At 61.2% G+C, this 26,342-nt stretch carries 17 protein-coding genes and 1 pseudogene; 6 read left to right on the top strand and 12 right to left on the bottom strand.

Annotated elements, in window-relative coordinates:
* Positions 1 to 99: 99 nt before the first annotated feature.
* From baeR to ABLX76_RS12090, 6 genes are read right to left on the bottom strand one after another with little or no spacing between them, the layout of a single operon-like run.
* Positions 100 to 822: a two-component system response regulator BaeR gene (gene baeR, locus ABLX76_RS12115; RefSeq protein ID WP_023290397.1), complete on the bottom strand. Its 723-nt coding sequence runs from the start codon at positions 820 to 822 to the stop codon at positions 100 to 102.
* Complete coding sequence (gene baeS / locus ABLX76_RS12110; protein ID WP_172740246.1) at positions 819 to 2,315, bottom strand: two-component system sensor histidine kinase BaeS; 1,497 nt, start codon at positions 2,313 to 2,315, stop codon at positions 819 to 821. The genes baeR and baeS overlap by 4 nt, the downstream gene beginning before the upstream one ends.
* Positions 2,312 to 3,727: an MFS transporter gene (locus tag ABLX76_RS12105; protein ID WP_086076036.1), complete on the bottom strand. Its 1,416-nt coding sequence runs from the start codon at positions 3,725 to 3,727 to the stop codon at positions 2,312 to 2,314. The genes baeS and ABLX76_RS12105 overlap by 4 nt, the downstream gene beginning before the upstream one ends.
* 1 nt (position 3,728) lies before the next feature.
* Positions 3,729 to 6,806, bottom strand: coding sequence for a multidrug efflux RND transporter permease subunit MdtC (gene mdtC, locus ABLX76_RS12100; RefSeq protein ID WP_348874561.1), 3,078 nt, complete (start codon positions 6,804 to 6,806; stop codon positions 3,729 to 3,731).
* Positions 6,807 to 9,929 carry an MdtB/MuxB family multidrug efflux RND transporter permease subunit gene (locus tag ABLX76_RS12095; protein ID WP_348874559.1) on the bottom strand — a complete coding sequence of 1,041 codons (3,123 nt, stop codon included), beginning with the start codon at positions 9,927 to 9,929 and terminating at the stop codon, positions 6,807 to 6,809. It lies immediately after the preceding gene.
* On the bottom strand, positions 9,929 to 11,167 hold the full coding sequence (locus ABLX76_RS12090; RefSeq protein WP_023290392.1) for an MdtA/MuxA family multidrug efflux RND transporter periplasmic adaptor subunit: 1,239 nt from the start codon (positions 11,165 to 11,167) through the stop codon (positions 9,929 to 9,931). The genes ABLX76_RS12095 and ABLX76_RS12090 overlap by 1 nt, the downstream gene beginning before the upstream one ends.
* Positions 11,168 to 11,467: 300 nt before the next feature.
* Between ABLX76_RS12090 and ABLX76_RS12085 the strand changes: the two genes are divergently transcribed.
* Positions 11,468 to 12,742, top strand: a complete 1,275-nt coding sequence (locus tag ABLX76_RS12085; RefSeq protein ID WP_032453470.1) for a dicarboxylate/amino acid:cation symporter — start codon at positions 11,468 to 11,470, stop codon at positions 12,740 to 12,742.
* Between the two features lie 274 nt (positions 12,743 to 13,016).
* Here the strand turns inward: ABLX76_RS12085 and ABLX76_RS12080 are convergent, their stop codons facing one another.
* From ABLX76_RS12080 to yegD, 5 genes are all read right to left on the bottom strand, one after another.
* Positions 13,017 to 13,628 carry a transcriptional regulator gene (locus tag ABLX76_RS12080; RefSeq protein ID WP_023290390.1) on the bottom strand — a complete coding sequence of 204 codons (612 nt, stop codon included), beginning with the start codon at positions 13,626 to 13,628 and terminating at the stop codon, positions 13,017 to 13,019.
* A 116-nt stretch (positions 13,629 to 13,744) separates the two neighbouring features.
* Entirely contained in the window at positions 13,745 to 13,885 is a 141-nt protein-coding gene (locus ABLX76_RS12075) for a small membrane protein (RefSeq protein ID WP_004146563.1), read from the bottom strand.
* 237 nt (positions 13,886 to 14,122) lie between these two features.
* Entirely contained in the window at positions 14,123 to 14,827 is a 705-nt protein-coding gene (locus tag ABLX76_RS12070; RefSeq protein ID WP_101978519.1) for a response regulator transcription factor, read from the bottom strand.
* A gap of 14 nt (positions 14,828 to 14,841) precedes the next feature.
* A complete protein-coding gene (locus ABLX76_RS12065; protein WP_101992260.1) occupies positions 14,842 to 16,698 on the bottom strand; it encodes a sensor histidine kinase in 1,857 nt (618 codons plus the stop codon).
* 289 nt (positions 16,699 to 16,987) lie between these two features.
* Positions 16,988 to 18,340 (bottom strand): molecular chaperone, encoded by a 1,353-nt coding sequence (gene yegD, locus ABLX76_RS12060; RefSeq protein WP_023290387.1) that lies wholly within the window; start codon positions 18,338 to 18,340, stop codon positions 16,988 to 16,990.
* A gap of 137 nt (positions 18,341 to 18,477) precedes the next feature.
* Between yegD and alkA the strand changes: the two genes are divergently transcribed.
* The 4 genes from alkA (at position 18,478) to asmA (ending at position 22,632) form a co-directional block, all read left to right on the top strand.
* Positions 18,478 to 19,326 (top strand): DNA-3-methyladenine glycosylase 2, encoded by an 849-nt coding sequence (gene alkA, locus ABLX76_RS12055; protein ID WP_072420686.1) that lies wholly within the window; start codon positions 18,478 to 18,480, stop codon positions 19,324 to 19,326.
* A gap of 114 nt (positions 19,327 to 19,440) precedes the next feature.
* A complete protein-coding gene (gene udk, locus ABLX76_RS12050) occupies positions 19,441 to 20,082 on the top strand; it encodes a uridine kinase (RefSeq protein WP_002912442.1) in 642 nt (213 codons plus the stop codon).
* Positions 20,083 to 20,172: 90 nt separating this feature from the next.
* Complete coding sequence (gene dcd, locus ABLX76_RS12045) at positions 20,173 to 20,754, top strand: dCTP deaminase (RefSeq protein ID WP_004151145.1); 582 nt, start codon at positions 20,173 to 20,175, stop codon at positions 20,752 to 20,754.
* 30 nt (positions 20,755 to 20,784) lie between these two features.
* Positions 20,785 to 22,632 carry an outer membrane assembly protein AsmA gene (gene asmA, locus ABLX76_RS12040; protein ID WP_348874556.1) on the top strand — a complete coding sequence of 616 codons (1,848 nt, stop codon included), beginning with the start codon at positions 20,785 to 20,787 and terminating at the stop codon, positions 22,630 to 22,632.
* Positions 22,633 to 22,863: 231 nt separating this feature from the next.
* On the opposite strand, the gene ABLX76_RS12035 is transcribed toward asmA, so the two are convergent.
* Positions 22,864 to 24,447: a TerC family protein gene (locus ABLX76_RS12035; RefSeq protein WP_085551316.1), complete on the bottom strand. Its 1,584-nt coding sequence runs from the start codon at positions 24,445 to 24,447 to the stop codon at positions 22,864 to 22,866.
* A gap of 757 nt (positions 24,448 to 25,204) precedes the next feature.
* Between ABLX76_RS12035 and galF the strand changes: the two are divergent.
* Positions 25,205 to 26,133, top strand: a pseudogene (galF, locus tag ABLX76_RS12030) (GalU regulator GalF).
* Positions 26,134 to 26,342: the final 209 nt, after the last annotated feature.

The raw sequence follows: 26,342 nt of genomic DNA, 5'->3' as shown, positions 1-26,342 counted from the left end.
CCCCGGGTTGCGGCGTAAACGCCTTACCCGGGCTACGGATTGCAGACGGCGGTGAACGTGTAGCCCGGCTAAGCGCAGCGCGAGCCGGGAAAAGGCTAACTACGCCAGCCGGCAGGCGTCCGCTTCCCAGCGGTAGCCAACCCCGTATACGGCGCGGATAAACGACTGTTCGGCGTCCAGCGCCTCCAGCTTGCGCCGCAGGTTCTTGATGTGGCTGTCGATGGTGCGGTCGGTTACTACCCGATAGTCGTCATACAGATGGTTGAGCAACTGTTCGCGGGAGAAGACCTTCCCCGGCTCCTGGGAGAGGGTTTTCAGCAGCCGGAACTCGGCGGGGGTGAGGTCCAGCAGCTTGTCGCGCCATGAGGCCTGAAAACGCCCCTCGTCGACAATCAGCGGGCTCTGGGCGTCCAGCGCCTGCAGGTCGCGCTGCGGCTTGCAGCGGCGGAGAATGGTTTTCACCCGGGCGACCACTTCCCGCGGGCTGTAGGGCTTGCAGATATAGTCGTCGGCGCCGATCTCCAGCCCCAGCAGGCGGTCGATCTCTTCGATTTTCGCCGTCACCATCACCACCGGAACGTCGGAGAAGCGGCGGATTTCCCGGCACAGCGTCAGGCCGTCGGTGCCGGGCAGCATCAGATCCAGCAGGATTAGATCCGGCGGGGTCTGCCGAACGTAGGGCAGGACCTTATCGCCATGGTTAATCAGCGTAGGCGCATAGCCGGCGGCCTGCAGATAATCAATCAGCAGCTGGCCGAGCTTGGGTTCATCTTCCACGATCAGAATGCGCGGGGTGTTTTCATCTACAGGCAATTCAGTCATACGTCTCTCGGTAAATCATGTTCCAGAGGTAACTCAACTTTAATGCTAACCCCGCCAAAAGGCGAATGGTCGGCGCGCAGGGTGCCGCCATGGGCCGCTACGATATTGAGGCAAATCGCCAGCCCGAGGCCGGAGCCGCCGCTGGCGCGGTTGCGCGATCCTTCCGCCCGATAAAAGCGTTCGCACAGGCGGGACAGCTGCTCATCGCTGACCCCGGGGGCGCTGTCGGCGAAGTCGATCACCAGCATCCGTCCGCTGCGGCGGGCGGTAATGTGCAGGCTGCCGCCGCTGTCGGTATAGCGCAGGCTGTTCTCCAGCAGATTGTTGAAGAGCTGCATCAGGCGGTCGCGGTCGCCGAAGATCATCGCCTGCTCCGGGAGCGACACCTGAATGCTCAGCTGCCGGCCGGCGAAGCGCTCGCGAAACGCGCCTGCGGCCACCTCCAGCAGGGTGATGATATCCAGCGAGGTTTTCTGGTAGGCCAGCGCGCCCTCATCGGACATCGACAGCTGGTGAAGGTCGTCCACCAGCTTGGTGAGGGTGGCGACCTCGGCCTGCAGGGAGGGAATGGACTCAGGAGTGAAGCGCCGGACCCCGTCCTGAATGGCCTCCAGCTCGCCGCGCAGCACCGCCAGCGGGGTACGCAGTTCATGGGAGATGTCGGCCATCAGATCGCGACGCATCTGCTGGTTGCGCTCCAGGGTGCTGGCGAGCTGGTTAAAATCCTGCGCCAGGCGGCCGAGCTCATCGCCGCCGGTCACCGTCACGCGGGTGGAAAAGTCGCCCGCCGCCAGCTTATGGGTGCCTTCCACCAGCCGCTTCACCGGCGCCAGCAGGCCGCGGGCCAGCGGGAAGGTGGCCAGCGCGGCAAGCAGGGTGGCAAGGGCAACGATCAGCCAGCTGGTGCGCTTCTGCTGCCGGTCGAAGTTAATGTCGGTATTGCGGGTTAGCCGCTCCACCGGCGAGGCGATCACTCTGCCTACCTCCACGCCGTTGACCAAAATGCTGCGCTGGCTGCCGTCCTCCGGCACGCGCTCGCGGGGGCCCACCAGCACGCGGCCAGACTGATCGACCACCCAGAACATGGTGCGCCAGCCGTGGGGCGGCATTTCCGGCCTCGGGCGCGGGCCGTCAGGGGGGCTATCCGGCGGCGGCCCGTCCGGACCGGCGTCCGGCGCGTCCATCGCCCCCGGCTTCATGGCGTGCCCCGGCGGCGAGCGGTCGTCATTATCCCGTTCGAAGGTGCGCAGCAGCTGGAAGATAAAGCGGTCGTTGTTGCGCAGAAACGCCCAGCTGCCGTGCTGGGCATACTGCTCGCTCAGCGCGTCGCTGAGCATGGTTAACCGCTGCTCATTGCCGCGCTTGATGTAATCGATAAACCCTCGTTCGAAACTGATGCGCACCGCCCAGTGCATGCTGATCAGCAGCACGATGCAGGTGGCGAAAATAGCGAGGAACAGCTTGCCGGTAATGCCCGGGCGCCAAAATTTCACGATCCACTCCTGTTGCGTCGACGAATGACGGTATTACTGCCGACGTCATCCGGTACCCGGGAAAAGATGAGCGCTGGCAGGGCGATGATCGCCGCCATGCTCAGATAGGTATAGAGAAAGACCTGATGGGTGCCGGCGGCGTCGAGGCTCAGATGCTGCTGGCCGTACAGCCCCAGCAGCAGCCCGGCGATGGTCACGCCAATACTCATCGACAACTGCATCACCATCGACAGCAGACTGTTGCCGCTGCTGGCCAGATCGTCGGGGAGATCTTTCAGGGTCAGGGTATTCATCGAGGAGAAGCGGCTGGCGTTGATCATCCCCTGCAGAAACAGGATCAGCGGCAGCACATAATACCAGCCCGCCAGGGCGCTAAACATAAACAGCAGGCTGACCGCCGCCAGGCCCAGAGTGCTGGCGACCAGCACCCGACGATAGCCGAAGCGGTTGACCACCTGGACCACGATCCGCTTCATCCCCATGCTGCCGAGCACCATCGGGATCATCATCAGCCCGGCGTGGAAGGGGCTAAAGCCGAGGCCGATCTGCAGAAACACCGGGGTCATAAACGGCAGCATGCCGCTGCCGATGCGCCCGGCGAAGCTGCCGCCGAGGCCAAGGGAGAAGGTGCGGTTGCGAAACAGGTTGAGGCTGAACAGCGCCCGGGCGTTACCGCGGGCATGCCACAGGTACAGCAGCAGGGCGGCGAGGCCGATGGCCACCAGTCCCGCCAGCCAGGCGGGGGAAATGCCGAGCCCTTTCTGGCCGTCCAGGGCCAGGGTCAGGGTCGCCATCCCGGCCGCCAGCAGCACAAAGCCGGCGAGATCGAAGCGCCGGGTCTGCATGGTGTAGTTGGGCATCAGGCAGAGGGTGGCGATGGCCCCGACGATCCCCACCGGGATGTTAATAAGGAAGATCCAGTGCCAGGAGGCGTACTCCACCAGCACCCCGCCCAGCGCCGGGCCGAGCAGGGGGCCGACCTGCCCCGGCAGGGTAACGAAGGTCATCGCCGCCATGTACTGATCGCGCGGGACGATCTTCATCACCGTCAGGCGGCCGACCGGCACCATCATTGCGCCGCCGACACCCTGCAGCACCCGGGCCATCACCAGCTGGTCGAGGGTGCTGGCCTGGGCGCAAAACAGCGATCCGGCGGTAAACAGCACGATGGCGGTAAAGAAAATATTGCGCACTCCGACCCGGTCGGCCAGCCAGCCGCTGGCCGGGAGCATCACCGCCACCGTCAGGACATAGGAGACGATGATCATATGCATATGCAGCGGACTCTCCCCGAGGCTTTTGGCCATCGAGGGGAGGGCGGTGTTGACGATGGTGGTGTCCAGCGACTGCATAAAGAAGCCGAACGCCACTATCCATAGCTGCCAGCGCACGCTGGCCGGGAGGTCTGTCATCTTATTCGCTTACCGGTTGAGTGGAATGACGCGAAAAACGCAGCCGCAAACGGTCAAAGAAAAGATAGACCACCGGCGTGGTGTAGAGCGTTAACAGCTGGCTCATCACCAGACCGCCGACGATGGTGATCCCCAGCGGCTGGCGCAGCTCGGAGCCGTCGCCGCCGGAGAGCACCAGCGGCAGGGCGCCGAACAGCGCGGCGAGGGTGGTCATCATAATCGGCCGGAAACGCAGCAGGCAGGCCTGGAAAATCGCCTCTTCCGGCGTCAGGTTGCCGGTGCGCTGCGCCTCAAGGGCAAAATCAACCATCATGATGGCGTTTTTCTTCACGATGCCAATTAATAACATGATCCCGATAAGGGCGATGAGGCTGAACGGGGCATCGAATATCTCCAGCGCCAGCAGCGCGCCCACCCCGGCGGAGGGCAGCGTCGAAAGGATGGTCAACGGATGCACATAGCTCTCGTAGAGCATCCCCAGCACGATATAGACCGTGGCGATGGCCGCGAGGATCAGGATCACCTGCGCGTTCATGGTCTGCTGGAACACCTGAGCGGTACCGGCAAAGGAGCCGCGTACGGTGGGCGGCACCCCGAGCTGGGTCATCGCGCGGTTAATCGCCTCGCTGGCTTCCGACAGCGAGCGGCCGGTGGGCAGGTTAAAGGAGATAGTGGACGCCGCCGACAGCCCCTGGTGGTTCACCGACAGCGGGGCGTTGGCCGGCTGCCATTTGGCGAAGTAGGCCAGCGGGATCGGCTTGCCCTCGCTGTTGATGACAAACATCTTATCCAGGGCGCTGACGTCCTGGGTATAGGCCGGGTCGACCTGCATCACCACTTTATACTGGTTCAGCGGCTGGTAGATGGTGGAGATCTGCCGCTGGCCGAAGGCGTTGTTCAGCAGGTTGTTGGCGTCCTGAACGCTGATGCCAAGGCGCGACATGGTATCCCGGTCATAGACCAGGTCCATTTCGGCGCCATTGTCCTGCTGATCCGAGTTGACGTCCGCCAGCTCAGGCAGCGCCGCCAGCGCTTTGCGGATCTTCGGCTCCCATTCGCGCAGCGCCGACAGGTCATCGGACAGCAGGGTGTACTGATAGCTGGCGTTCGACTGCCGGCCGCCGACGCGGATATCCTGCACCGCCATCAGGAACAGATTGGCCCCGGGCTCGTTGGCCAGCTTTTTGCGCAGCCGGTCGATCACCTGCTGCGCCGTCTCGTGGCGCTGGTCGCGCGGTTTGAGGGTGATAAACATCATCCCGCTGTTGACCCGCGAGCCGCCGGTAAACCCGGTGACGTTATCCACCGCCGGATCTTCGCGAATGATCTGCATAAAGTCCTGCAGCTTGCCGCGCATCGCCTGGAAGGAGATGCTCTGGTCGGCCTGAATGCCGCCCATCAGCACCCCGGTGTCCTGCTCCGGGAAGAAGGTTTTCGGGATCGAGATATAGAGCCAGACGCTGAGGGCGATGGTGCCCAGCACCACCAGGCCGGTCAGGCGGCTGTGCTTTAGCACCCATTTTAACGACTTACCATAGCCGCCCTGCATGGCCACCAGCAGGCGGCCAAAGCCGCGGTTGCGCTTCGGCTGGTGGGGTTTGCCGCTTTTCAGCAGCCAGCCGCACATCATCGGCGTCAGGGTGAGGGAGACCGCCAGCGAGATGCCGATCGCCACCGACAGGGTGACGGCGAACTCGCGCAGCAGGCGGCCGGGCAGGCCGCCCATCAGCAGCAGCGGCAAAAACACCGCCACCAGCGACAGGCTTATCGACAGGACGGTAAAGCCGACCTCGCGGCTCCCCTGCAGCGCCGCCTGCAGCGGTTTCATCCCCGCCTCCAGATGGCGGGAGATATTCTCCAGCACCACGATGGCGTCATCCACCACGAAGCCGGTGGCAATGGTCAGCGCCATCAGCGACAGGTTGTTAAGGCTGAAGCCGCACAGGTACATGGCGGCGAAGGTACCGATCAGCGAAACCGGAACCGCTACCGCCGGGATCAGCGTCGCGCGCCCGGAGCGCAGGAAGAGGAAGACCACCAGGATCACCAGCGCCACCGAGATCACCAGCGTCTGCTCCACCTCCTCCAGCGAGGCGCGAATAGTCGGCGAGCGGTCCTGGGCGATCTGCAGATCGATGGCCGCCGGAATGGTCTGCTGCAGCTCCGGCAGGCGGGCGCGGATGCTGTCCACCGTCTGGATGATATTGGCTTCTGGCAGTTTGCGGATCATCAGCAGGATCGCCGGTTTGGCGTTGGTCATCCCGGCGTTGCGCACGTCCTGCACCGAATCCGAGACGGTGGCGACATCCCCCAGCCGCACCGCGGCGCCGTTCTGGTAGTGGACGATCAGCGGCTGATAGTCGGCGGCGGTCTTCAGCTCATCGTTGGTCTGTACCTGCCAGCGGTGGGCGCTGTCCTCCAGCGCCCCCTGCGGTTTGCGCACGTTAGCATCGCTGATGGCGGTGCGCACCGCGTCCAGCGACACGCCCTGGTTGAACAGCGCCTGCGGGTTGAGGTCGACGCGCACCGCCGGCAGGGAGCTGCCGCCGACGTCGACATCGCCGACGCCGTCGATCTGCGCGATGGTCTGCGCCAGCTGGGTGGAGGCGAAATCATACAGCTCACCCTGGGAGTAGGTGTCCGAGGTCAGCGTCAGGATCATGATCGGCGCATCCGACGGGTTGGCTTTGCGGTAGGTCGGCCGGCTGGGCATCCCGCTCGGCAGCAGGCTTTGCGCGGCGTTGATCGCCGCCTGGACGTCGCGCGCCGCGCCGTTGATATCGCGGTCGAAGTTAAACTCGAGAATGATGCGGGTACTGCCCAGCGAGCTGGAGGAGGTCATCTCATTGACCCCGGCAATCCGCCCCAGGGAGCGCTCCAGCGGGGTGGCCACCGACGAAGCCATGGTCTCCGGCGAGGCCCCCGGCAGCGAGGCGCTGACCATGATCACCGGGAAATCCACCTGCGGCAGCGGGGCCACCGGCAGCAGCCGGAAGCCGAGAATGCCGCACAGGGTGATGGCCAGCGAGATAAGGATCGTCGCCACCGGGCGGTAAATGAAGAGGGCGAAAAACTTCACTTACGCCTCCTCTTCCTGACGCGGGAAGCGGCGCTTCAGATGCAGCGACAGGCGGTCGAACAGCAGGTAGATCACCGGGGTGGTGAACAGGGTCAGCACCTGGCTGAACATCAGACCGCCGACCATGCCGATCCCCAGCGGACGCCGCAGCTCGGCGCCGACGCCGGTGCTCAGCATCAGCGGCAGGGCGCCGAGCAGGGCGGCGAGGGTGGTCATCAGGATCGGGCGAAAACGCAGCAGACAGGCCTGATAGATCGCCTCCCGCGGCGGCATGCCCTGCTCGCGCTCGGCGGCCAGCGCGAAGTCGATCATCATGATGGCGTTCTTCTTCACGATGCCGATCAGCAGAATAATGCCGATGATGGCGATCACATCCAGCTCGCTGCCCGCCAGCCACAGCGCCAGCAGCGCCCTGACCCCGGCGGTGGGCAGGGTGGAGAGAATGGTGATCGGATGGATAAAGCTCTCATACAGCACCCCCAGCACGATATACATCGCCACCACCGCGGCCACGACCAGCCAGACGGTGCTGCCCAGCGCCGACTGGAAGGCCAGCGAGCTGCCCTGGAACTGGGTGCGGATATCGGTCGGGAAATCCAGCGACTGTTCGGCGGTGAGGATCGCCTCCACCGCTTCGCCGAGCGAATAGTTGTCCGGCACGTTAAACGAGATGGTGGTCACCGGGAACTGATCGAGGTGGTTCACCGACAGCGGGGTAAAGCGCTGCTCCACCGTGGCGATGGCGGTCAGCGGCACAATGCCGCCGTCGCTGCTGGTCAGGCGGATATTATCCAGCGCCGCCAGGCCCGGCGTCGCTTCGGTATCCTGCTCAAGCACCACGCGATACTGATTCGCCTGGGTGTAAATGGTGGAGATCAGCCGCTGGCCGAAGGCGTTGTACAGCGCGTTATCGACGTCCGCCATCGAGATACCGAGGCGGCTGGCGCTGTCCCGGTCCACCTTGATGTAGGCGGCCAGGCCTTTGTCCTGCCAGTCGCTGCTGACGTCGGCCAGCTGCGGCTGAGCCTGCAGGCGGCTGAGCAGCGGCGGCACCCAGGTGCTCAGCGCCTCGAGGGAGTTCGCCTGCAGAGTGAACTGGTACTGGGTGCGGCTCACCGTGGTGTCGATGGTCAGATCCTGGGTCGGCTGCAGATAGAGCGCCACGCCGGGGACGCCGGCCACCGCCTGCTGCAGACGGCTAATCACCGTCTGAACGCGGTCGTCGCGTTCATCCAGCGGCTTGAGGTTGATCTGCAGGCGGGCGCTGTTCAGCGCCGGGTTAGTGCCGTCGACGCCGACAAACGAGGTCAGGCTCTCCACCGCCGGATCCTTGAGGATAATATCGGAAACCTGCTGCTGGCGCTGGGCCATGCTGGCGAAGGAGACCGACTGCGGCGCCTGGAGGGTGCCCTGGATAATGCCGTTATCTTGGATCGGGAAGAAGCCTTTGGGAATAAAGATCCACAGCAGGATCGACAGCGCCAGGGTGCTCAGGGCGACGCCGAGCGTCAGCCACGGATGGTTCAGCACCCGGCTCAGCCAGCGGCCATAGACGGCGATCACCCGGTCAAAGAAGCGCTCGCTGGCCCGCGAGAAGCGGTTCTGCTTGCGCAGCGATTCGTGGCTTAACATGCGGGCGCACATCATCGGCGTCAGGGTCAGGGAGACCACCGCCGAGATAAGAATAGCGACGGCAAGGGTGACAGCGAATTCGCGGAACAGGCGGCCGACGATATCGCCCATAAACAGCAGCGGGATCAGCACCGCGATCAGCGAGAAGGTGAGGGAGATAATGGTGAAGCCAATTTCCCCTGCGCCTTTCAGCGCGGCGGCCAGCGGTTTCTCGCCTTTTTCGATATAGCGCGAGATGTTCTCGATCACCACGATGGCGTCATCCACCACAAAGCCGGTGGCGATGGTCAGGGCCATCAGCGTCAGGTTGTTGATGGAGAAGTCGAGGAACACCATCACCGCGAAGGTGCCCACCAGCGACAGCGGCACCGCGACGCCGGGAATAATGGTCGCCGGGACGTTGCGCAGGAACAGATAGATGATCATCACCACCAGGGCGATGGCCAGCATCAGCTCAAACTGCGTGTCGCGCACCGAGGCGCGAATATTGGTGGTCCGGTCGGAAAGAACCTGCACCTTCACCGATTTTGGCAGGCTCTCGGTGAGCTGCGGCAGCATCTGGCGAATGCTGTCGGCGGTGTCGATAATGTTGGCCCCCGGCTGACGCTGGACGTTCATCACGATGGCCCGCTGCTGGTTGGCCCACGCCCCCAGCCAGCTGTTTTCGGCCCCTTGTTCGACGCTGGCGACATCGCCAAGGCGGATCGGCGCCCCGTTCTGATAAGCGATAATCAGCCGGCGGTAATCCTCAGCGGACTGCATCTGATCGTTAGCGGAAAGCGTCACCGCGCGGGCCGGGCCGTCGAGGCTGCCTTTCGCCGAGTTGACGTTGGCGCTGGTGATGGCGGTGCGCACGGTTTCGCTGGTCAGGCCGAGGGCGGCGATGGCCTGGGCGTTCAGCTTGACCCGCACCGCCGGGCGCTGGCCGCCGGCGAGGGTCACCAGACCGACGCCGGAAACCTGAGAAATCTTCTGCGCCACCCGGGTCTCCACCATATCCTCCACCTGGGTCATCGGAATGGCCGAGGAGGTGACGGCGAGGGTCATGATCGGCGGATCCGCCGGGTTGACCTTGCTGTAGACCGGCGGGTTGGGCAGATCGCTCGGCAGCAGGTTGGTGGCGGCGTTAATGGCCGCCTGCACTTCCTGCTCGGCGACGTCCAGCGGCAGGGTCAGCTGGAACTGGAGTGTGACGACCGAGGCGCCGCCGGAGCTTTGCGACGACATCTGCTTAAGGCCGGACATCTGTCCGAACTGGCGCTCCAGCGGGGCGGTGATGGCGGAGGTCACCACGTCCGGGCTGGCGCCCGGATAGAGGGTGACCACCTGGATGGTCGGGTAATCGACCTCCGGCAGGGCGGAGACCGGCAGAAAACGGTAGCCGATGATCCCGGCTAACAGGATCGCCACCATCAGCAGCGTGGTGGCCACCGGACGCATAATAAACAGCCGGGACGGGCCGCCGGTGCGGCCTGGGGGTAACACCTGCATCAGGAACGCGCTCCGTGTTTACCGCTCTGGCGCGGGGCGGGCTGCGCCTGCTCGCCGCTGCTGGCGGTGACAACTTCCACTTTCGCCCCTTCGGTCAGGCGGTCAATCCCGTCGGTGACCACGCGATCCCCGGCGGAAAGCCCGGCGCTGATGACCACTTTCTGGCTGTCCTGGATCCCCGGAGTGACGCTGTGTTTGCTGACCTTATTCTCATCGTTCAGCACCCACACAAAATGCCCTTCGTTGCCCATCTGCAGGGCGGCGGCAGGGATGACCACCGCGTTCTGCTGGGTGTCCACCAGCAGGCGGGCGTTAACGAACTGGTTGGGGAACAGGGCGTCGTCCAGATTGCTAAAACGCGCCTTCAGCTTGATGGTCCCGGTGGTCGCATCGATCTGGTTGTCGAGGCTCAGCAGCTCCCCGACGCTGATTTTCTGCTTATTGGTGCGGTCCCAGGCTTCGACGCTGAGCGCTTTGCCCGCTTTCTGCGCCTGCACCACCGTGGCGATGGTGCTTTCCGGCAGGGTAAAGACCACGTCGATCGGGTGCGTCTGGGTGAGAACCACAATCCCGGTGGTATCCCCGCTGGAAATCTGGTTGCCAATATCCACCTGCTTTAAGCCGACGCGGCCGTCAATCGGCGCGGTGATGCGCGTCCAGTCGAGCTGCAGCTGGGCGCTGGCGACGGCCGCTTCATCGGCCTTCACGGTGCCGGCGGATTCCACCACCAGCGACTGCTGGGTGTCGAGCTCCTGGCGGGAGACGAGGTTGGTTTTCACCAGCTGCTGGTAACGGGCCAGATCGCGGCGGGCGTTGGCCAGGGTGGCGTTATCTTTCGCCAGCTGACCCTGCGCCTGGGCGAGGGCCACCTTAAACTGGCTGGGGTCGATCTGCGCCAGCAGATCGCCGGCTTTGACCTGCTGCCCCTCCTGGAAGTGAAGGCTCAGCAGCTGGCCGTCGACCCGGCTGCGGACGGTGACGGTATTGGCCGCCGTCACGGTACCCAGTCCGGTAAGATAGCGCGGCACCGCTTGTTCGGTCGCGGTGGCGGCCTGCACCGGCGCCAGCGCGCCGCCAAAGCGACCATGGCGCGCGCCGCCCGGCCCCTGCGGACCCTGCCCGGCGGCGGGCGTCCCGCTGCCGCTCGTTCCACGATCGTGCCAGAACCAGTAGGCGGTCCCGGCGATAATCACTACCGCCAGCGCGGCGCCCCAACGACGTATGTTACTGCCTTTCATTAGTTTACGGTCTCATCCTGAAGCGTTTCGCTGAATGATACTAGTTTAGTGAGGGAAGGGGCCGTAAAAATGGAGGAATTATGAAAAGAAGGTTGAGAAATGTCTGGATAACGGCGGCGATGGCGGGCGGTCTCGCCGCCGATTTCCGGGGTGATATCAACTTTTAGTTTAAAAAAGTAAAAAATAGTTGTATCCGCAAGGGCTTTAATTAGATTTATGCGGTGAATAAATCAGTGCATTTCCATAATAATAAAATATGCACTTAAAAATCAACGTGTTGAATAATCAGGGGTCATTGCTGTGGCAAACGCAAACAAACTCACGCTCTTCATCGTCATTTTTATGCTGATGGGGATCCTCTCCGGCGCGGCTATCCATGCCTACGCGACGCCGACCACTATCTCCGCATGGGCAGACAACATCACGCTGCTGACCGATCTGTTTCTGCGCTTAATCAAAATGGTCATCGCGCCGTTGGTGTTCAGCACCCTGACGGTCGGTATTATGCGCCTCGGCGAGACGGCGACCATTGGCCGGGTGGGCGGTAAGGCGATGGTGTGGTTTATCACCTCTTCGGTATTGTCCATTCTCGTCGGGCTGGTGATCGTTACCTTCCAGCACCCGGGCGCCGGGCTAAACCTGACGGTACCGAAAGAGGCGGTGGATACCGGCCTGGCGGTCAGCGGCATGACCCTGAAAGGGTTCCTGTCGCATACCATTCCCACCAGCATCACCGAGGCGATGGCCAACAACGAGATCTTGCAGATTGTGGTGTTCTCGATGTTCTTTGGCATCGCCGGCGCGTCGCTGGGGGAGAAGTTTAATGCGCCGCTGGTGGCGGCCCTTAACGTGGTGTCGCACATTATGCTGAAGGTGACGGGCTATGTGATGTACGTTGCGCCGCTGGCCATCTTCGCCGCCATCTCGTCGGTGATTGCCTCGCAGGGGCTGGGAATTTTGCTCAACTACGCTTCGTTCATTGGCGGTTATTACCTGGCGGTGCTGCTGACCAGCGCGGTGCTGATTGCCGTCGGCTATATGGTGCTCAAGAAAGAGGTCTTCCGTCTGCTGAACATGCTGAAAGATCCGGTGCTGGTGGCCTTTACCACCAGCAGCTCGGAAGCGGCCTATCCGAAGACCCTCGAGCGGCTGGTGAAGTTTGGCTGTTCGCGCAATATCGTCTCGTTCGTCCTGCCGATTGGTTACTCATTTAACCTCGTCGGCTCGATGGTTTACTGCTCCTTCGCCGCGATGTTTATCGCTCAGGCCTATAACGTGTCGCTGAGCTTCAGCGAGATGACGGTCATGATGCTGACCCTGATGCTGGCCTCAAAAGGCATCGCCGGGGTGCCGCGCTCGGCGCTGGTGGTGCTGGCGGCCACCATTCCCAGCTTCCATATTCCGGTTGCCGGGATCCTGCTGCTGATGGGCATCGACCACTTCCTCGATATGGGGCGCTCCGCCATCAACGTGCTGGGCAACGGCATCGCCACCGCCATGCTGTCGAAAAACGAAGGTCTGCTCACCGACGAGGAAGCGCAGCCGGACTGGGAAGCGGAGAAAGTGGAAGCCTGATCCTGCCGCGCCCTCGCGCAGAGGGCGCCATTCCACACGGAAAAAAAGACCCCTGACAGGCACGTCAGGGGCAATGTGACGAAGTATCAGTTTTCCTCGTAAATAGTCTTTTTTCTTATATAAAGGCGCGCGGTAACGTCTTTATACCGAGGAAGCGTCAGAGTTTAACGTTATGTCTGGCAGCGCTGGCGCTTTTTTAGCATTCAGCGGCTATTTTCAGATTTCCGACAATATAGTCAGGTGAAAATCTTATTTTCTTCTGCACGCTATTTGCCTACCAGCGCTCACGTAACAGATTCATAAACTGGAAAAAGTCGTGGTTATTATTCAGGCTGTATTTTTCCATAATCTTATTCTTATGATAAGCGGCGGTGCGGGGGCTGACGCGCTGCAGGGCGGCGATTTTACTCATATCGAGACCTTCGAGAATACCGTGCACCACGGCGGTCTGGGAGCGCGACAGCACGCGATGCGGGCAGCTGGCGCAGCTGAGCTCCCGGCCTGCGTCGTCGGTGGCCGAAGGCGCCATACAATGCTGGAGCTCGCTTTTAATGATCGTCAGCAGTTGCGGAATACTGGCCGTCTTTAGCGAGACAAAAATGACCCCTTTCAGGCAGTTAATCATGAAATCCTCTTCCGGCAGCTGGTCGTAGCTGTGGAGGATAATCAGCGAACTGCCTTTTTTCCTGTTTTTAATCAGCGTATTGCACAGGTAGATTTCGCCGGGGATCACTTCGCAAATGATGATGTCTTCCCCTGACAGGTCATTATTCCGCCAGGAAAAGCGTGCCCGCTGATCGCCCCGGGTGAGGTCATTGACCATGGCGACCAGCGATTCACGGACAAAGGTGTTACGGGTATTGATGGTGACATTAATGTTTCTCATGGCGTTATTTCCTTACGCAAAAACATAACGCCATGCTGTGACACATCCTCCGGGCGTATGCGGTGTGTTGACTGTATTAAAGTACCTGCAATATGTTTTTATTATTCTAAAGTGAATTATTTACGACGCATTGAACGCTTATCGTTGAAGGTAAATTTCTGCCGTCTCCTGTCTTTCAGATAGGAAATAAAACTGTATACAGAGATGCTGAAGAAAAAAATGCATAGCAATAAAACTAACCACGTTTGCATGGCCATTGTTTATACCTTGTTTGTGTTGCATGGTGTCAGAATTTGCCGCGAACGGCTAATACGTTTTGTTATATGCTTTTCTGTCCAATGAAAATCATACGACATCATCCTTATGTAGTAGCACTATAAGAAAGTTCTTAAGGTCATCGTCAGTCTCATTCCTCTCATTTCTCTCAGAAAATGAGAAAAATTAACACTTGCGAGTCATTCATATCCAGCATGGCCGCCGACATACCCCGTCCATCAGGAGATAAAGGCCAGCCCCTTACCAAAGATGGCGCGTACGGGCAGGTGGATCCCCTGCTGGCGAGCCTTGTGGCGCAGGCGGCTAACCACCACGTCGATGCGGTGCAGGTCAGGCTCGCTTTCATGGGCGAACAGGCAGGCATGGAGATCCAGCTTGCTGCACACTTCGTTGCGATTGCGCATTAAGAGTTCCACCAGGCGATATTCCTGCTGGGTTAACTCCAGCGTCCGGGCGTCGGGTGAGATCAGTTTATCTTCGTGCAGACGCCAGAGCCCGGTGGCGGGGGGTGAGAGGGCGCTGGCCGTCTCCGGCGGCGGGGAGGCCGCCGGGCGATCCTGCTGCAGGCGGGCGCCGAGGGCGGTCAGGGTCTCCGCGAGGTGGGCGAAGTTAACCGGCTTGATCAGGTAAGCATCCGCCCCGAGGCTCAGCGCCTGCAGTTTATCCTGCTGCTGGCCGCGGGCGCTGACCACCACCAGACCGTAGTGGCCCAGCTCATGCAGGTAGCTCAGCACGCTGAAGCCATCCTCGCCGGGCAGACCGATATCTATCAGCACGATGTCCACCGGATGGCTGTGCAGCTGCCGCCAGAAGGCTTCGGCGCTGCACGTCCCCCAGACCTCGAAGCCGCGATAGCCCAGCCAGGCCAGCAGTTCATCCAGCAGATCGGGGTTATCTTCTATTATCGCCAGCCGTAAAGCCATGCGTCGTTCTCCTCTTAAGCAACCGTGGGGAGGGTGAGAATAAAGGTGCAGCCGTCCGGGCCATGCTCGGCCAGCCACAGTTTGCCATCATGAGCCTGCACGATCTGGCGCGCAACATACAGTCCTAGACCGGTGCCGCCCGGCACTGGCGACGTATGTTCTCCGCGCCGATAGCGCTCAAAGATCAGTTCCGCCTGCCCGGCGGGGAGTCCAGGACCGTAGTCGCGAATGCGCAGCTCTGTTTGCCCGGCATCGGCGTGAATATCGATGGTGATTTCGCCCGGCGGCGAATACTTGACCGCGTTATCCAGCAGGTTGGCGATGGCGATGCACAGCAGGCCGGCGTCGGCCTGTAGCTGCGGGCTTTCCACCGCGCCGTGATGGCGAATGTTCAGGTAATGGTCGTGGGAGATAGCCACTACCGAGGCCGCCATAGTGATCACCGTCAGCAGGGCGGTCTGCTGGCGGTCGACGTGCAGATCGTGGGAAGCGAGGCGGGCGTCGGCGAGGCAGTTATCGGTGAGCTGCACCAGACGGGTGGCGGCGCGGCCGATGCGATCGAAGCGCGCCTCCTGGCTGTCCGACGCCGCCGAGAGGCGGAGATTCTCCAGCGCGGCCTGGATCACCGCCAGCGGGGTGCGGAATTCATGCGCCACCATGCCCATAAACTGCCGCTGGTGGAAGCTGGCCTCGCGCTCGATCTGCAGCTCGCGCGCCAGGCGCTGCTTCTGCTCCAGCTGGCGGTTTTCAGCGCGCACCCGCAGGATGGCAATGATCAGCACCGTAATGATGTGGACGATCAGCGCATACTGCCAGAGGGAATAGATCGCCATATGAAACGGGATAATACCGTGGATCGACAGCTGCACCAGCACCGCGGCGGCGACATAAAACGGCGGCAGGAGCCCCAGCAGGAGGGTGTTGCGGTCGATAGCTTTTTTGCGCCACAGCCACCAGGAGGTGAACAGCAGCACCGGAGTGATAATGATAAAGATCACCCCTTCAATCTGCATGGCGAGGCCGTAAAACCCCAGCGGAATGCTGACCTGCAGCAGCAGGTTGAGCGCCACGGCGGCGATCAGCAGCCGGTAAAGCCGCGGCATATTTTTCTTCAAATCAAATATCTCGCTGTGCAGCCACAGGGCGGTGGCATAGCTGAACAGGGAGAGGCTGCTGATCATAAAGTCCTGGAAGGGCAGCGCGGCGTGGCCGAAAAACCACTCCGGGAAGCCGTGCAGGGCGGCTACCAGCGGATAATTGAGCGAGAAGAAGCAGATGCCCCACAGCAGACGCCGGCGCAGGGCCAGGGCCAGCCACAGCGCCACGCCGCTGGCGACCGCCGCGAGGCCAAAATAGAAGCTCCAGAAGGCGGTGTCGGCGGTGGCCCGCTGCAGATAGGCCTGCGGAGAAGAGAGGGAGGCCAGCAGGATCAGGGTGCTGGTGCTCTGCAGGCGAAAGACCATCTCATAGCCGGCGGCGGTGGGCGGCGGAGGGAGGATCAGCACGCTTTCCCGATAGTGGAGATCGCTCTCCCGGGCGATGTCACGGTCGCCAAAGGTCCGTGCGGTCCACGGCGCGTCGCTGCCCAGTGGCCGGTAATAGAGAGTCAGGTGGTCGACGAAAGAGGGACCAATCTGCAGCCAGCGCGACTCGCCGGCAAACCAATCACCCGGCAGCTCGCTGCGCAGCCACAGGGTTTTGCGTGAATAGCCGAAAGAGGGGATTTGCCGGGTGGTGGCGAGCTGGTCCACGGGCAGGTCGGCAAAGCGATCGATGGTCATCTGGCCGCTGTCGTCCGCGTACCATTCGACGGGGATATCTGTTCCCAGTTGTCGGGGCGCCGACTGCGCCTGCGGGGCGATCAGCAGCAAGAGCAATCCGCAGCTGACCAGCCAGCCTGCCAGGAACCGCGGCCGGCAACGCCGGACCGCTGCGAAGATCGCAGACACCCTTTTCAATCACGCCCCCTTGCGGCATGCAAAGATTACTGACCGCAGACGACTGGCTACGGTATGGATAATACGCCCCCGGAAGCGGAGGAAAGTGGACAGGCCTGTCCGGACGAACAGGCCATTTTGCGTGGGAGACCAGGAATATTCCAGCGTAATCTGCAGCGCCGCGATCAGGACAGACCTGCTGCGCGGCAGCGCCGGGCAAGGGCTAGCGGAAAACCACCTGCGCCCAGCGGGCCAGCCCGGCGGTTACTGAGCCAAAATCATCGCCACCGGCCAGCGGAATACCCGGGAGCTTGGCTGCCAGCGCCTTTTTGATCAGCGGTGAGCGGGCGCTACCGCCGGTCAGATAGATCACGTCCGGGGTGGTCTGGCTGCTGTCGAGGGCAAGCTGCACCTGTTCCATAATGCGGCTCAGCGGCTGATCCAGCGCCGCTTCCAGCCCCTGCCGGGCGATGGCGGTGGCCAGCTCGTCCTGAATAAACGGCAGCGCGGTCTCGACGCTGTCCGCGCTGGAGAGGGCGATTTTGCTCTCTTCGGCGCTGCGCACCAGACGATAGCTCAGGCGCTGACGCCAGACCTTCAGCAGCAGGGCCACTTTATCGGCATCCCGGGCGCTGCGCAGCAGGTCATTAAGCAGACGGCCATTGGCGGTGCTGTAGAAGTCGCTCTGCGCCGGGACGTCGTTGATCGCCACCGCGTTCCACCACGGAAGGATCGGCAGCGCGGTGCCTTTCTCCGTTTCGCCGCCCATGCCGAGCAGGGGCATCAGGCATTTGAAGGCCAGGGCAATATCGAGGTCGTTACCGCCGATGCGGCAGCCGCTGTGGCCGAGCAGGCTCTGCTGGCGGTCGGCGCGCTCCCGCCACTGCGGGCCCATCAGCAGCAGGGAGCAGTCGGTGGTCCCGCCGCCGATATCGACGACCAGCACCCGCTTCTCTTCACTGAGGGTGGCTTCGAAATCCAGCCCGGCGGCCACCGGTTCAAACTGGAAGACCACATCGCGGAAACCGGCGCGGAGGGCGGCCCGCTCAAGGATCCCCTGCGCCTGGGCGTTGGCCTCGTCGCCGCCGAGGCCCTGGAAGTTGATCGGCCGGCCTATCACCGCCTGGTCGATCTGCTCGGGCAGCTGGCTTTCCGCCTGCAGCTTGATGTGCAACATCATGGCGCAGACCAGGTCTTCAAACAGGGCCACCTGCTGCGGCTTGAGGCCGCTGGCGCCGAGGAAGGACTTTGGCGATTTGACGAAGTAGACCTCTTCTGGATCTTCAACATACTGATGCAGGGAGGCGAGGCCGAACTGCACGCTGTTGCGCAGCACCTCGATGTCTTCGTCGCGGTTGGCGGCGATGGCCCGGCGCAGCAGCGCCTGGTTTTCGTCGCTGTGGGTCGGCACCTCGTGATGGCGATAGAGCCACTCGCTGACCGCTTCGCGCGTCGGCGCGCAGAGCATGGAGGGCAGCAGCGCGCTGCCGTTTTCCAGCGTCAACAGCTGGGGCTTGTTTTCCCGCATCACGGCCACCGAACAGTTGGCGGTGCCGTAGTCAAAACCAATAAACATCGTCTGCAAAATCCCCATGCCGGTGAAGAAGGGGGGCGACTTTAGCGGATCGCCGTCATGCCGACAACCGGAATTTAAAAGCAAGGCGCTGACGGTGAAGGGCGACTATCATTGAAACGCTATATAAAGGAGAGCTTATGGTGTTGTTACCCTGGACCCCGCCCTACGACTGGGGGTGGATGGTTGGTTTTCTGCAGGCGCGCGCAGTCGCCGGCGTCGAGCGTTTTCATGACGGAGGCTACAGCCGCAGCTTTCGCGTAGCAGGCCACGGCGGGCTGATTCATCTGGCGCCGGACGAGGAGGCGCAGGGCCTGCGGGTGACGCTCTCCCCGGGGCTGCAGCCGGTGGCGGAGATCTGCTATGCGCGAATTGGCCAGCTGTTTGATCTGGCCTGCGACCCGCAGCAGGTCGCTCGTACGCTGGGCGACCTGGCGCAGGCGCGGCCGGGGCTGCGCCTGCCCGGGGCGCTGGACGCTTTCGAACAGGCGGTGCGCGCGGTGCTCGGCCAGCTGGTGAGCGTGGCGATGGCCGCCCGGCTCACCGCCAAAGTGGCGGCCGGCTGGGGCGAACCGCTGGCGGATGCCCCCGGCTATGTTTTATTCCCCACGCCGGAGGCGCTTTCCCGGGCCGATCCGCAGGCGCTGAAGGCGCTGGGGATGCCGCTTCGCCGCGCGGAGGCGCTGATCCACCTCGCCCGGGCGGCGCTCAGCGGCGAGCTGCCCCTGACCGCGCCGGCGGATATCGACGCCGGGCTGCGTCAATTGCAGACTTTGCCCGGGATTGGCCGCTGGACGGCCAGTTATTTTGCCCTGCGCGGCTGGCAGGCGAAGGATATCTTTTTGCCGGACGACTACCTGATTAAACAGCGCTTTCCGGGAATGACCCCGGCCGCCATCGCCCGCTATGCTCGCCGCTGGCAGCCGATGCGATCTTATGCGCTGTTGCATATCTGGTATACCGATGACTGGGCGCCGGCGGCGGAATAGCCGTCCGGGGCGCATACCACTGGTATCGGGACGCTGAAATCCCTATAATTGCCGCGTTTGGCGGTCCGCCGCCACCCTCCATCTCTATCCAGGTTAATCAGGTCGCAAAAATTTATGACTGATATGTCCCATCAGTGCGTCATTGTAGGCATCGCCGGCGCATCGGCTTCTGGCAAAAGTCTTATTGCCAGTACTCTCTATCGCGAATTGCGTGAACAAGTTGGCGACGAACATATTGGCGTCATTCCGGAAGACAGCTATTACAAAGATCAAAGTCATCTGTCGATGGAAGAGCGTGTCAAAACTAACTATGACCACCCGAGCTCAATGGACCACAGTCTGTTGTTCCAGCACCTGCAGATGCTGAAAAGCGGCCAGCCGATTGAACTGCCGGTCTACAGCTACGTCGAGCATACCCGCACGCCGAACACCATTCACGTCGAGCCGAAGAAGGTGATTATTCTTGAAGGGATCCTGCTGCTGACCGATGCGCGCCTGCGTAACGAGCTCAACTTCTCTATTTTCGTCGACACCCCGCTCGATATTTGCCTGATGCGCCGCATTAAGCGCGACGTTAACGAGCGCGGCCGCTCCATGGACTCGGTGATGGCCCAGTATCAGAAGACCGTGCGCCCGATGTTCCTGCAGTTTATTGAGCCGTCGAAGCAGTATGCCGACATCATCGTGCCGCGCGGCGGCAAAAACCGCATCGCGATTGATATTCTGAAGGCCAAAATCAGTCAGTTCTTTGAATAACCTGGCCGAATTGTGTAACGTGCAAAGAGTAGCCCTGTTGCCCTCTCCGCCGCGAAGCGTGCGGGAAGCAGCCTTATAAGGAGAAAGCCCATGCGTCTGTGTGACCGAGATATCGAAGCCTGGTTGGATGAAGGGCGACTGGCCATCAATCCGCGCCCGCCCGTTGAGCGTATTAATGGCGCGACGGTTGATGTACGGCTGGGTAATAAATTCCGCACCTTCCGCGGCCACACGGCGCCGTTTATCGATTTAAGCGGCCCGAAGGCGGAGGTGAGCGCCGCGCTGGACCGCGTGATGAGCGAAGAGATCGTTCTGCCGGAAGGGGAGGCCTTTTTCCTGCATCCGGGCGAACTGGCGCTGGCGGTGACCTATGAGTCGGTCACCCTGCCTGCCGACCTGGTGGGCTGGCTTGACGGGCGCTCCTCGCTGGCGCGCCTGGGGCTGATGGTGCACGTGACCGCGCACCGCATCGACCCGGGCTGGTCCGGCTGCATCGTGCTGGAATTCTACAACTCCGGCAAGCTGCCGCTGGCGCTGCGCCCGGGGATGCCCATCGGCGCGCTGAGCTTTGAACCATTATCGGGCCCGGCGGCCCGGCCATATAACCGCCGTGAAGACGCCAAATATCGCGACCAGCAGGGCGCGGTGGCGAGCCGAATCGACAAGGATTGATAACGTCAACGGGGTGTTGCTGAGGGTGCCATGAGACGAATACTGACAACGCTGATGATCCTGCTGGCGGTCATTGTCGCCGGGCTTACCTCGTTGGTATTGCTGGTCAATCCCAACGATTTTCGCGCCTATATGGTGCATGAGGTGGCAGAGCGCAGCGGTTATCAGCTTGAACTCGATGGCCCGCTGCGCTGGCACGTCTGGCCGCAGCTCAGCATTCTCAGCGGGCGCATGACGCTGACCGCCAGAGGCGCTGAAGAGCCGGTGATCCGCGCCGACAACATGCGCCTCGACGTGGCGCTGCTGCCGCTGCTTTCGCATCAGCTGCAGGTGAAGCAGGTGATGCTCAAGGGGGCGGTGATCCAGCTGACCCCGAAAACCGAGGCGGTTCGCGACAGCGCCGCGCCAGTGGTGCCGCATGACAACATCCTGCCGCTGGCCCCGGAGGACCGCGGATGGTCCTACGACGTGCGCCAGCTGCAGGTGGCCGACAGCGTGCTCTTCTTCCAGCATGAAAACGGCGAGCAGGTGACGGTGCGCGATATCCGCCTGCAGATGGAGCAGGATGAGAACCACCGGGCCACCGTCGATTTCTCCGGCCGCGTCAACCGCGACCAGCGCGACCTGGCGCTGAACTTCTCCGCCACCGTGCAGGGCGGCGACTATCCGCATTCGTTAAAAGCCGACTTTAGCCAGCTCAGCTGGCAGCTGCGCGGCGCCGAGCTGCCCCCCGACGGCATCAATGGTCAGGGGAGCCTGCAGGCCAGCTGGCAGGAAGATAGCAAGACCCTGCGCTTTGATAATCTGAACCTGATGGCCAGCGGCAGCACCCTCACCGGCAACGGCAGCGTGGTGCTGGGAGAGCGCCCGGACTGGTCATTGGATCTGCACGCCACCACCCTGAATCTCGACAGTCTGCTGGCGTCCTCTTCGCCGGCGACCGACAGCAGCGCCAGCCAGCAGGGCCAGAGCCAGACGCGCCCGCTGCGTCCGGTGATCGCCGACAGCGATGAGCGCGAAGATTACCAGAGCCTGCGCGGCTTTACCGGCCGGATGGCCCTGAGCGCCGACCAGCTGCAGTGGCGCGGCCTGAACTTCACCCAGGTGCAGAGCGAGATCAGCAATCAGCAGGGGCTGCTGACGGTCAGCAAAATGCAGGGCAACCTCGACGGCGGCCAGCTTTCCCTCCCCGGCACCCTTGATGCCCGCGGCGACACGCCGCAGGCGACGTTCCAGCCGGCGCTGCAGAACGTGGAGATCGGTTCGCTGATCAAAGCCTTCAACTATTCCTTAAGCCTGACCGGCAAGCTGTCGCTGACCGGCGAGTTTTCCGGAGCGCGCATTGACGCGGATGATTTCCGCCGTCGCTGGCAGGGCCAGGCGCAGATCCAGATGACGGATACCCGTACCGAAGGGCTTAACTTCCAGCAGCTGGTGCAGCAGGCCGTGGAGCGCAGCACCAACGTCCGGGCACAGGAAAATTACGACAACGCCACCCGGCTGGATGCCGTGAGCAGCCAGCTGACGCTGGATAACGGGCTGGTGACGCTGAACCGCGTGCAGGGGCAGTCCGACGTGATGGCGATGACCGGCGAAGGACAGCTCGATCTGCAGAAAGAGAACTGCGATATGCGCTTTAACGTGCGCGTGCTCGGCGGCTGGAAAGGCGAGGGCAAGCTTATCGACCGCCTGAAGCAGACCGCCATCCCGCTGCGCATCTACGGCGACTGGCAGTCGCTGAGCTACAGCCTGCAGGTGGACCAGATCCTGCGTAAACAGCTGCAGGATGAAGCGAAGCAGCGCCTCAACGACTGGGTCGAACGTAATAAAGGCAGCAAAGAGAGCAAAGACGCCAAAAAGCTGCTCGATAAGCTGTAATCGTCCAGACCAGCAGCCCGGGACTACCGGGCTGTGAGCATGTCGTCCAGGTGTGATGTCACATTGATGCCGGGTGGCGGCTACGCCTGACCCCGCCTGGGTTGTGCGGCAGGGGTTATCCCCCGGTTTGTGTCGCCATCCCGTAGGCCTGATAAGCGAAGCGCCATCAGGCATGGGTTTGATTAGCCGTCCCACCGCCCGGGATACCCCGGGCCGTTTTATGCCTGACGATTACACCTCATAATCCAGCTCATCCTGCTTTGCCGGCGGAACGATCTGCACCTTTTGCACCCGATGGCTGTCGACCTGCAGCGTGCGCAGGGTATAACCGTCAATCTCAAGGGTTTCTCCCACCTGCGGCACATGCTGCAGATACTCCATAAGCAGACCGGCAACAGTGTGGTACTCACGTTTATCATCCAGCGGCAGCGGAACATACTGCACCAGATCCTCCAGCGGCATATGACCGTTGACCGTCCACGAACCGTCCGGATGGTGCTGAATATCGTGCCGGGCGTCGATCTCCTCCACCTCGTTGGGCAGATTACCGGCAATGGTCTCCATCACGTCGCTCAGGGTCACAATCCCCTCGACGGAGCCAAACTCATCCACCACAAAGGCAAAATGGGTGCGGGCCTGACGAAACTGCTCAAGGGCGGAGAGGAGCGGTAACCCCTCCGGAAAGACCAGCGGCTGGCGCACCAGCGCCTGCAGATCCAGCGGCTCCTGGCGCAGGGACTGCTGGAGCAGGTCGATAACATGCACCACCCCCAGCAGGTCTTCATTATCCTTTCCGCCGGTGACCACCAGGCGGGTGTGCTGATTTTTTTCCACCAGGCTGCGGATCTCTTCCTCCGGCGCGCTGAGATCGATGCGCTCGATATCATGGCGGGAGGTCATAATACTGCTGACGCTGCGCTGATTCAGGTTCAGCACCCGCTCAATCATCAGCCGTTCCTGCGGATTAAACAGCGGATGATGGTCCTGATCGGCGACAAGCGACGCCGTGTCAGCATCCAGTTCAGCTTTTTCTTTCTGCCCGCTCAAAAGATTCATTACCGCCTCGGTAGTGCGCTGACGCAGCGTCATATTGGCGGAGAGAAAACGACGGCGGTTAAACAGCGCCAGCTGGTTAAGGGCTTCAATCATCACCGAGAAGCCAATTGCCGCATATAAATAGCCTTTCGGAATAATAAAGCTGAAGCCTTCAGCAATCAGACTGAAGCCGATCATCAGCAGGAAACTCAGACAGAGGATCACGATGGTCGGGTGGCTGTTAACGAAGCGCGTCAGCGCCTTGCTGGCCATCAGCATCAGGCTGATAGCGATGATTACGGCGGCCATCATCACCGCCAGGTGGTCAACCATGCCGACCGCGGTGATCACCGAGTCGAGCGAGAAGATAGCGTCGAGCACCACGATCTGCGCCACCACGGCCCAGAATTTGGCCCCTCTGCGTTGGGTGGGATTATCGCTGTCTTTTCCCTCCAGCCGCTCATTAAGCTCGACGGTTGCTTTAAACAGCAGGAACAAGCCGCCGAACAGCATAATTAAATCGCGGGCGCTGAAGCTGAAGTCGTGAAAAACAATTAGCGGTTTGGTCAGGGTGACGAGCCAGGAGATAGAGGCCAGCAGCAGGAGACGCATCACCATCGCCAGCATCAGGCCAGTGATCCGCGCGCGGTCGCGCTGGGCGGGCGGGAGCTTCTCAGCGAGGATAGCGATAAAGACCAGGTTATCGATACCTAACACCAGTTCGATAACGACCAGCGTGACGAGACCTGCCCAGATTGACGGATCGGCAATCCATTCCATATGTATTAAAACCTGTACGACTGCGGTATGTGTTACCCCGATCATGGATAAGATGAGTATAAAATGCAATAACGACGCGGATAGCGCCCTGCCACGGGTGGATATATTTCCAGCAGATTAAGCGAACCGATAAGAATTATGTTCCGGTAAAGAACAGTGAAAAAATAACACCATGGCGGTTGCCCTGGAATAAGCGGGCCAATATCAGAACGTCTGCCGCTGGGTTTCCGCCAGGGCGCAAAAGCGGCGCTGTGCCACCGCTCATCGCAGCGAGAGGTGATGCCCACGCCATGGGGGAAGAGCGAAATTCCTCGCAAAATCGGCATAATTCAGCTCATAAAGGGGCGCAGAATAGGGCGGCTCCTGGTTTTATTCCGCCGATTATGGCTTGTATAGCGACCTGTCCAGCGGTAAATGCTGAAATATATTACCTGGATAAATTTATTATCTATACCTATTCTTTGCGGGCATAGGTGCGGCACGGCAGCCCTGGCGTCCTGGCGCGGCCGGGGGATGGGGATCTCGGCCACATTGCACGGCGCAGAGAAACACACCGCTGAATAACCTGATCGAGAATAAGATTATTCTCACTTCTAACTGTTGGTAAAAGGGAGTTATGTGTATTCTTTTACGTGACAGTGAATTTAAGAATTTGGCGGGCAGATGCCCGGGCAGTATCCGTGTATTATCAGTTTCAATGGATTTGTGACATGTACAATTTTGCAAAACCGCGTGTTTTGCAACCAAACAGGTGAAGATGAATATGGCGAATTTGAAAGCGGTTATTCCGGTCGCAGGACTAGGCATGCATATGCTGCCGGCCACAAAGGCAATCCCAAAGGAGATGCTGCCGATCGTTGATAAGCCAATGATTCAGTACATTGTTGACGAAATCGTCGCCGCCGGGATCAAAGAGATTGTTCTGGTGACGCACTCCTCGAAGAACGCGGTGGAAAACCACTTTGATACCTCCTACGAGCTGGAAGCCCTGCTTGAGCAACGCGTGAAGCGCCAGCTGTTAGCGGAAGTCCAGGCCATTTGTCCGCCTGGCGTAACTATCATGAACGTGCGCCAGGCGCAGCCGCTGGGTCTGGGCCACTCCATTCTCTGCGCCCGTCCGGTCGTCGGGGATAACCCGTTTGTGGTGGTGCTGCCGGATATCATCCTCGACGGCGGCACCGCTGACCCGCTGCGCTATAACCTCGCCGCTATGGTCGCCCGCTTTAACGAGACCGGCCGCAGCCAGGTGCTGGCGAAACGCATGCCGGGGGATCTCTCCGAATACTCCGTGATCCAGACCAAAGAGCCGATGGTGGCGGAAGGGCAGGTCGCACGTATCGTCGAGTTTATTGAAAAACCGGACGAACCGCAGACTCTGGACTCCGACCTGATGGCGGTGGGCCGCTACGTGCTGTCGGCAGATATCTGGGCCGAACTGGAGCGCACCGAGCCGGGCGCCTGGGGGCGCATCCAGCTGACCGACGCCATTGCCGAGCTGGCGAAGAAGCAGTCCGTCGACGCGATGCTGATGACCGGCGAAAGCTATGACTGCGGTAAGAAAATGGGCTATATGCAGGCCTTCGTCACTTACGGAATGCGTAACCTGAAAGAAGGCACCAAATTCCGCGAAAGCATTAAAAAACTGCTGGCCTGAACGCCAGCCTGAGACCGGGCGGCAGGTTCTGAACATCGGTCCTGCCGCTCATAACGTTATGCAGAATTTATTCATAACGTGAATGTTATAACGATTGTAAAGAAAAGTATGGCTTCGGAGACTTCTGGTAGTTTGTCTCGGGCCTCTGTGGTGCAATGGTCGGAGTAGCGGCAATAATGCTTTATGAATAGTCACTTAGTGCGACAATTCCTAAAGTGCAGGGAAAGCGGTCAACGTCAGC

The sequence above is a fragment of the Klebsiella sp. JB_Kp004 genome (assembly GCF_040065795.1).
Lineage (GTDB): Bacteria > Pseudomonadota > Gammaproteobacteria > Enterobacterales > Enterobacteriaceae > Klebsiella > Klebsiella quasipneumoniae.
Note: the sequence above shows the minus strand (reverse complement) of the source record. Positions and strands in the feature narration are given on the sequence as shown.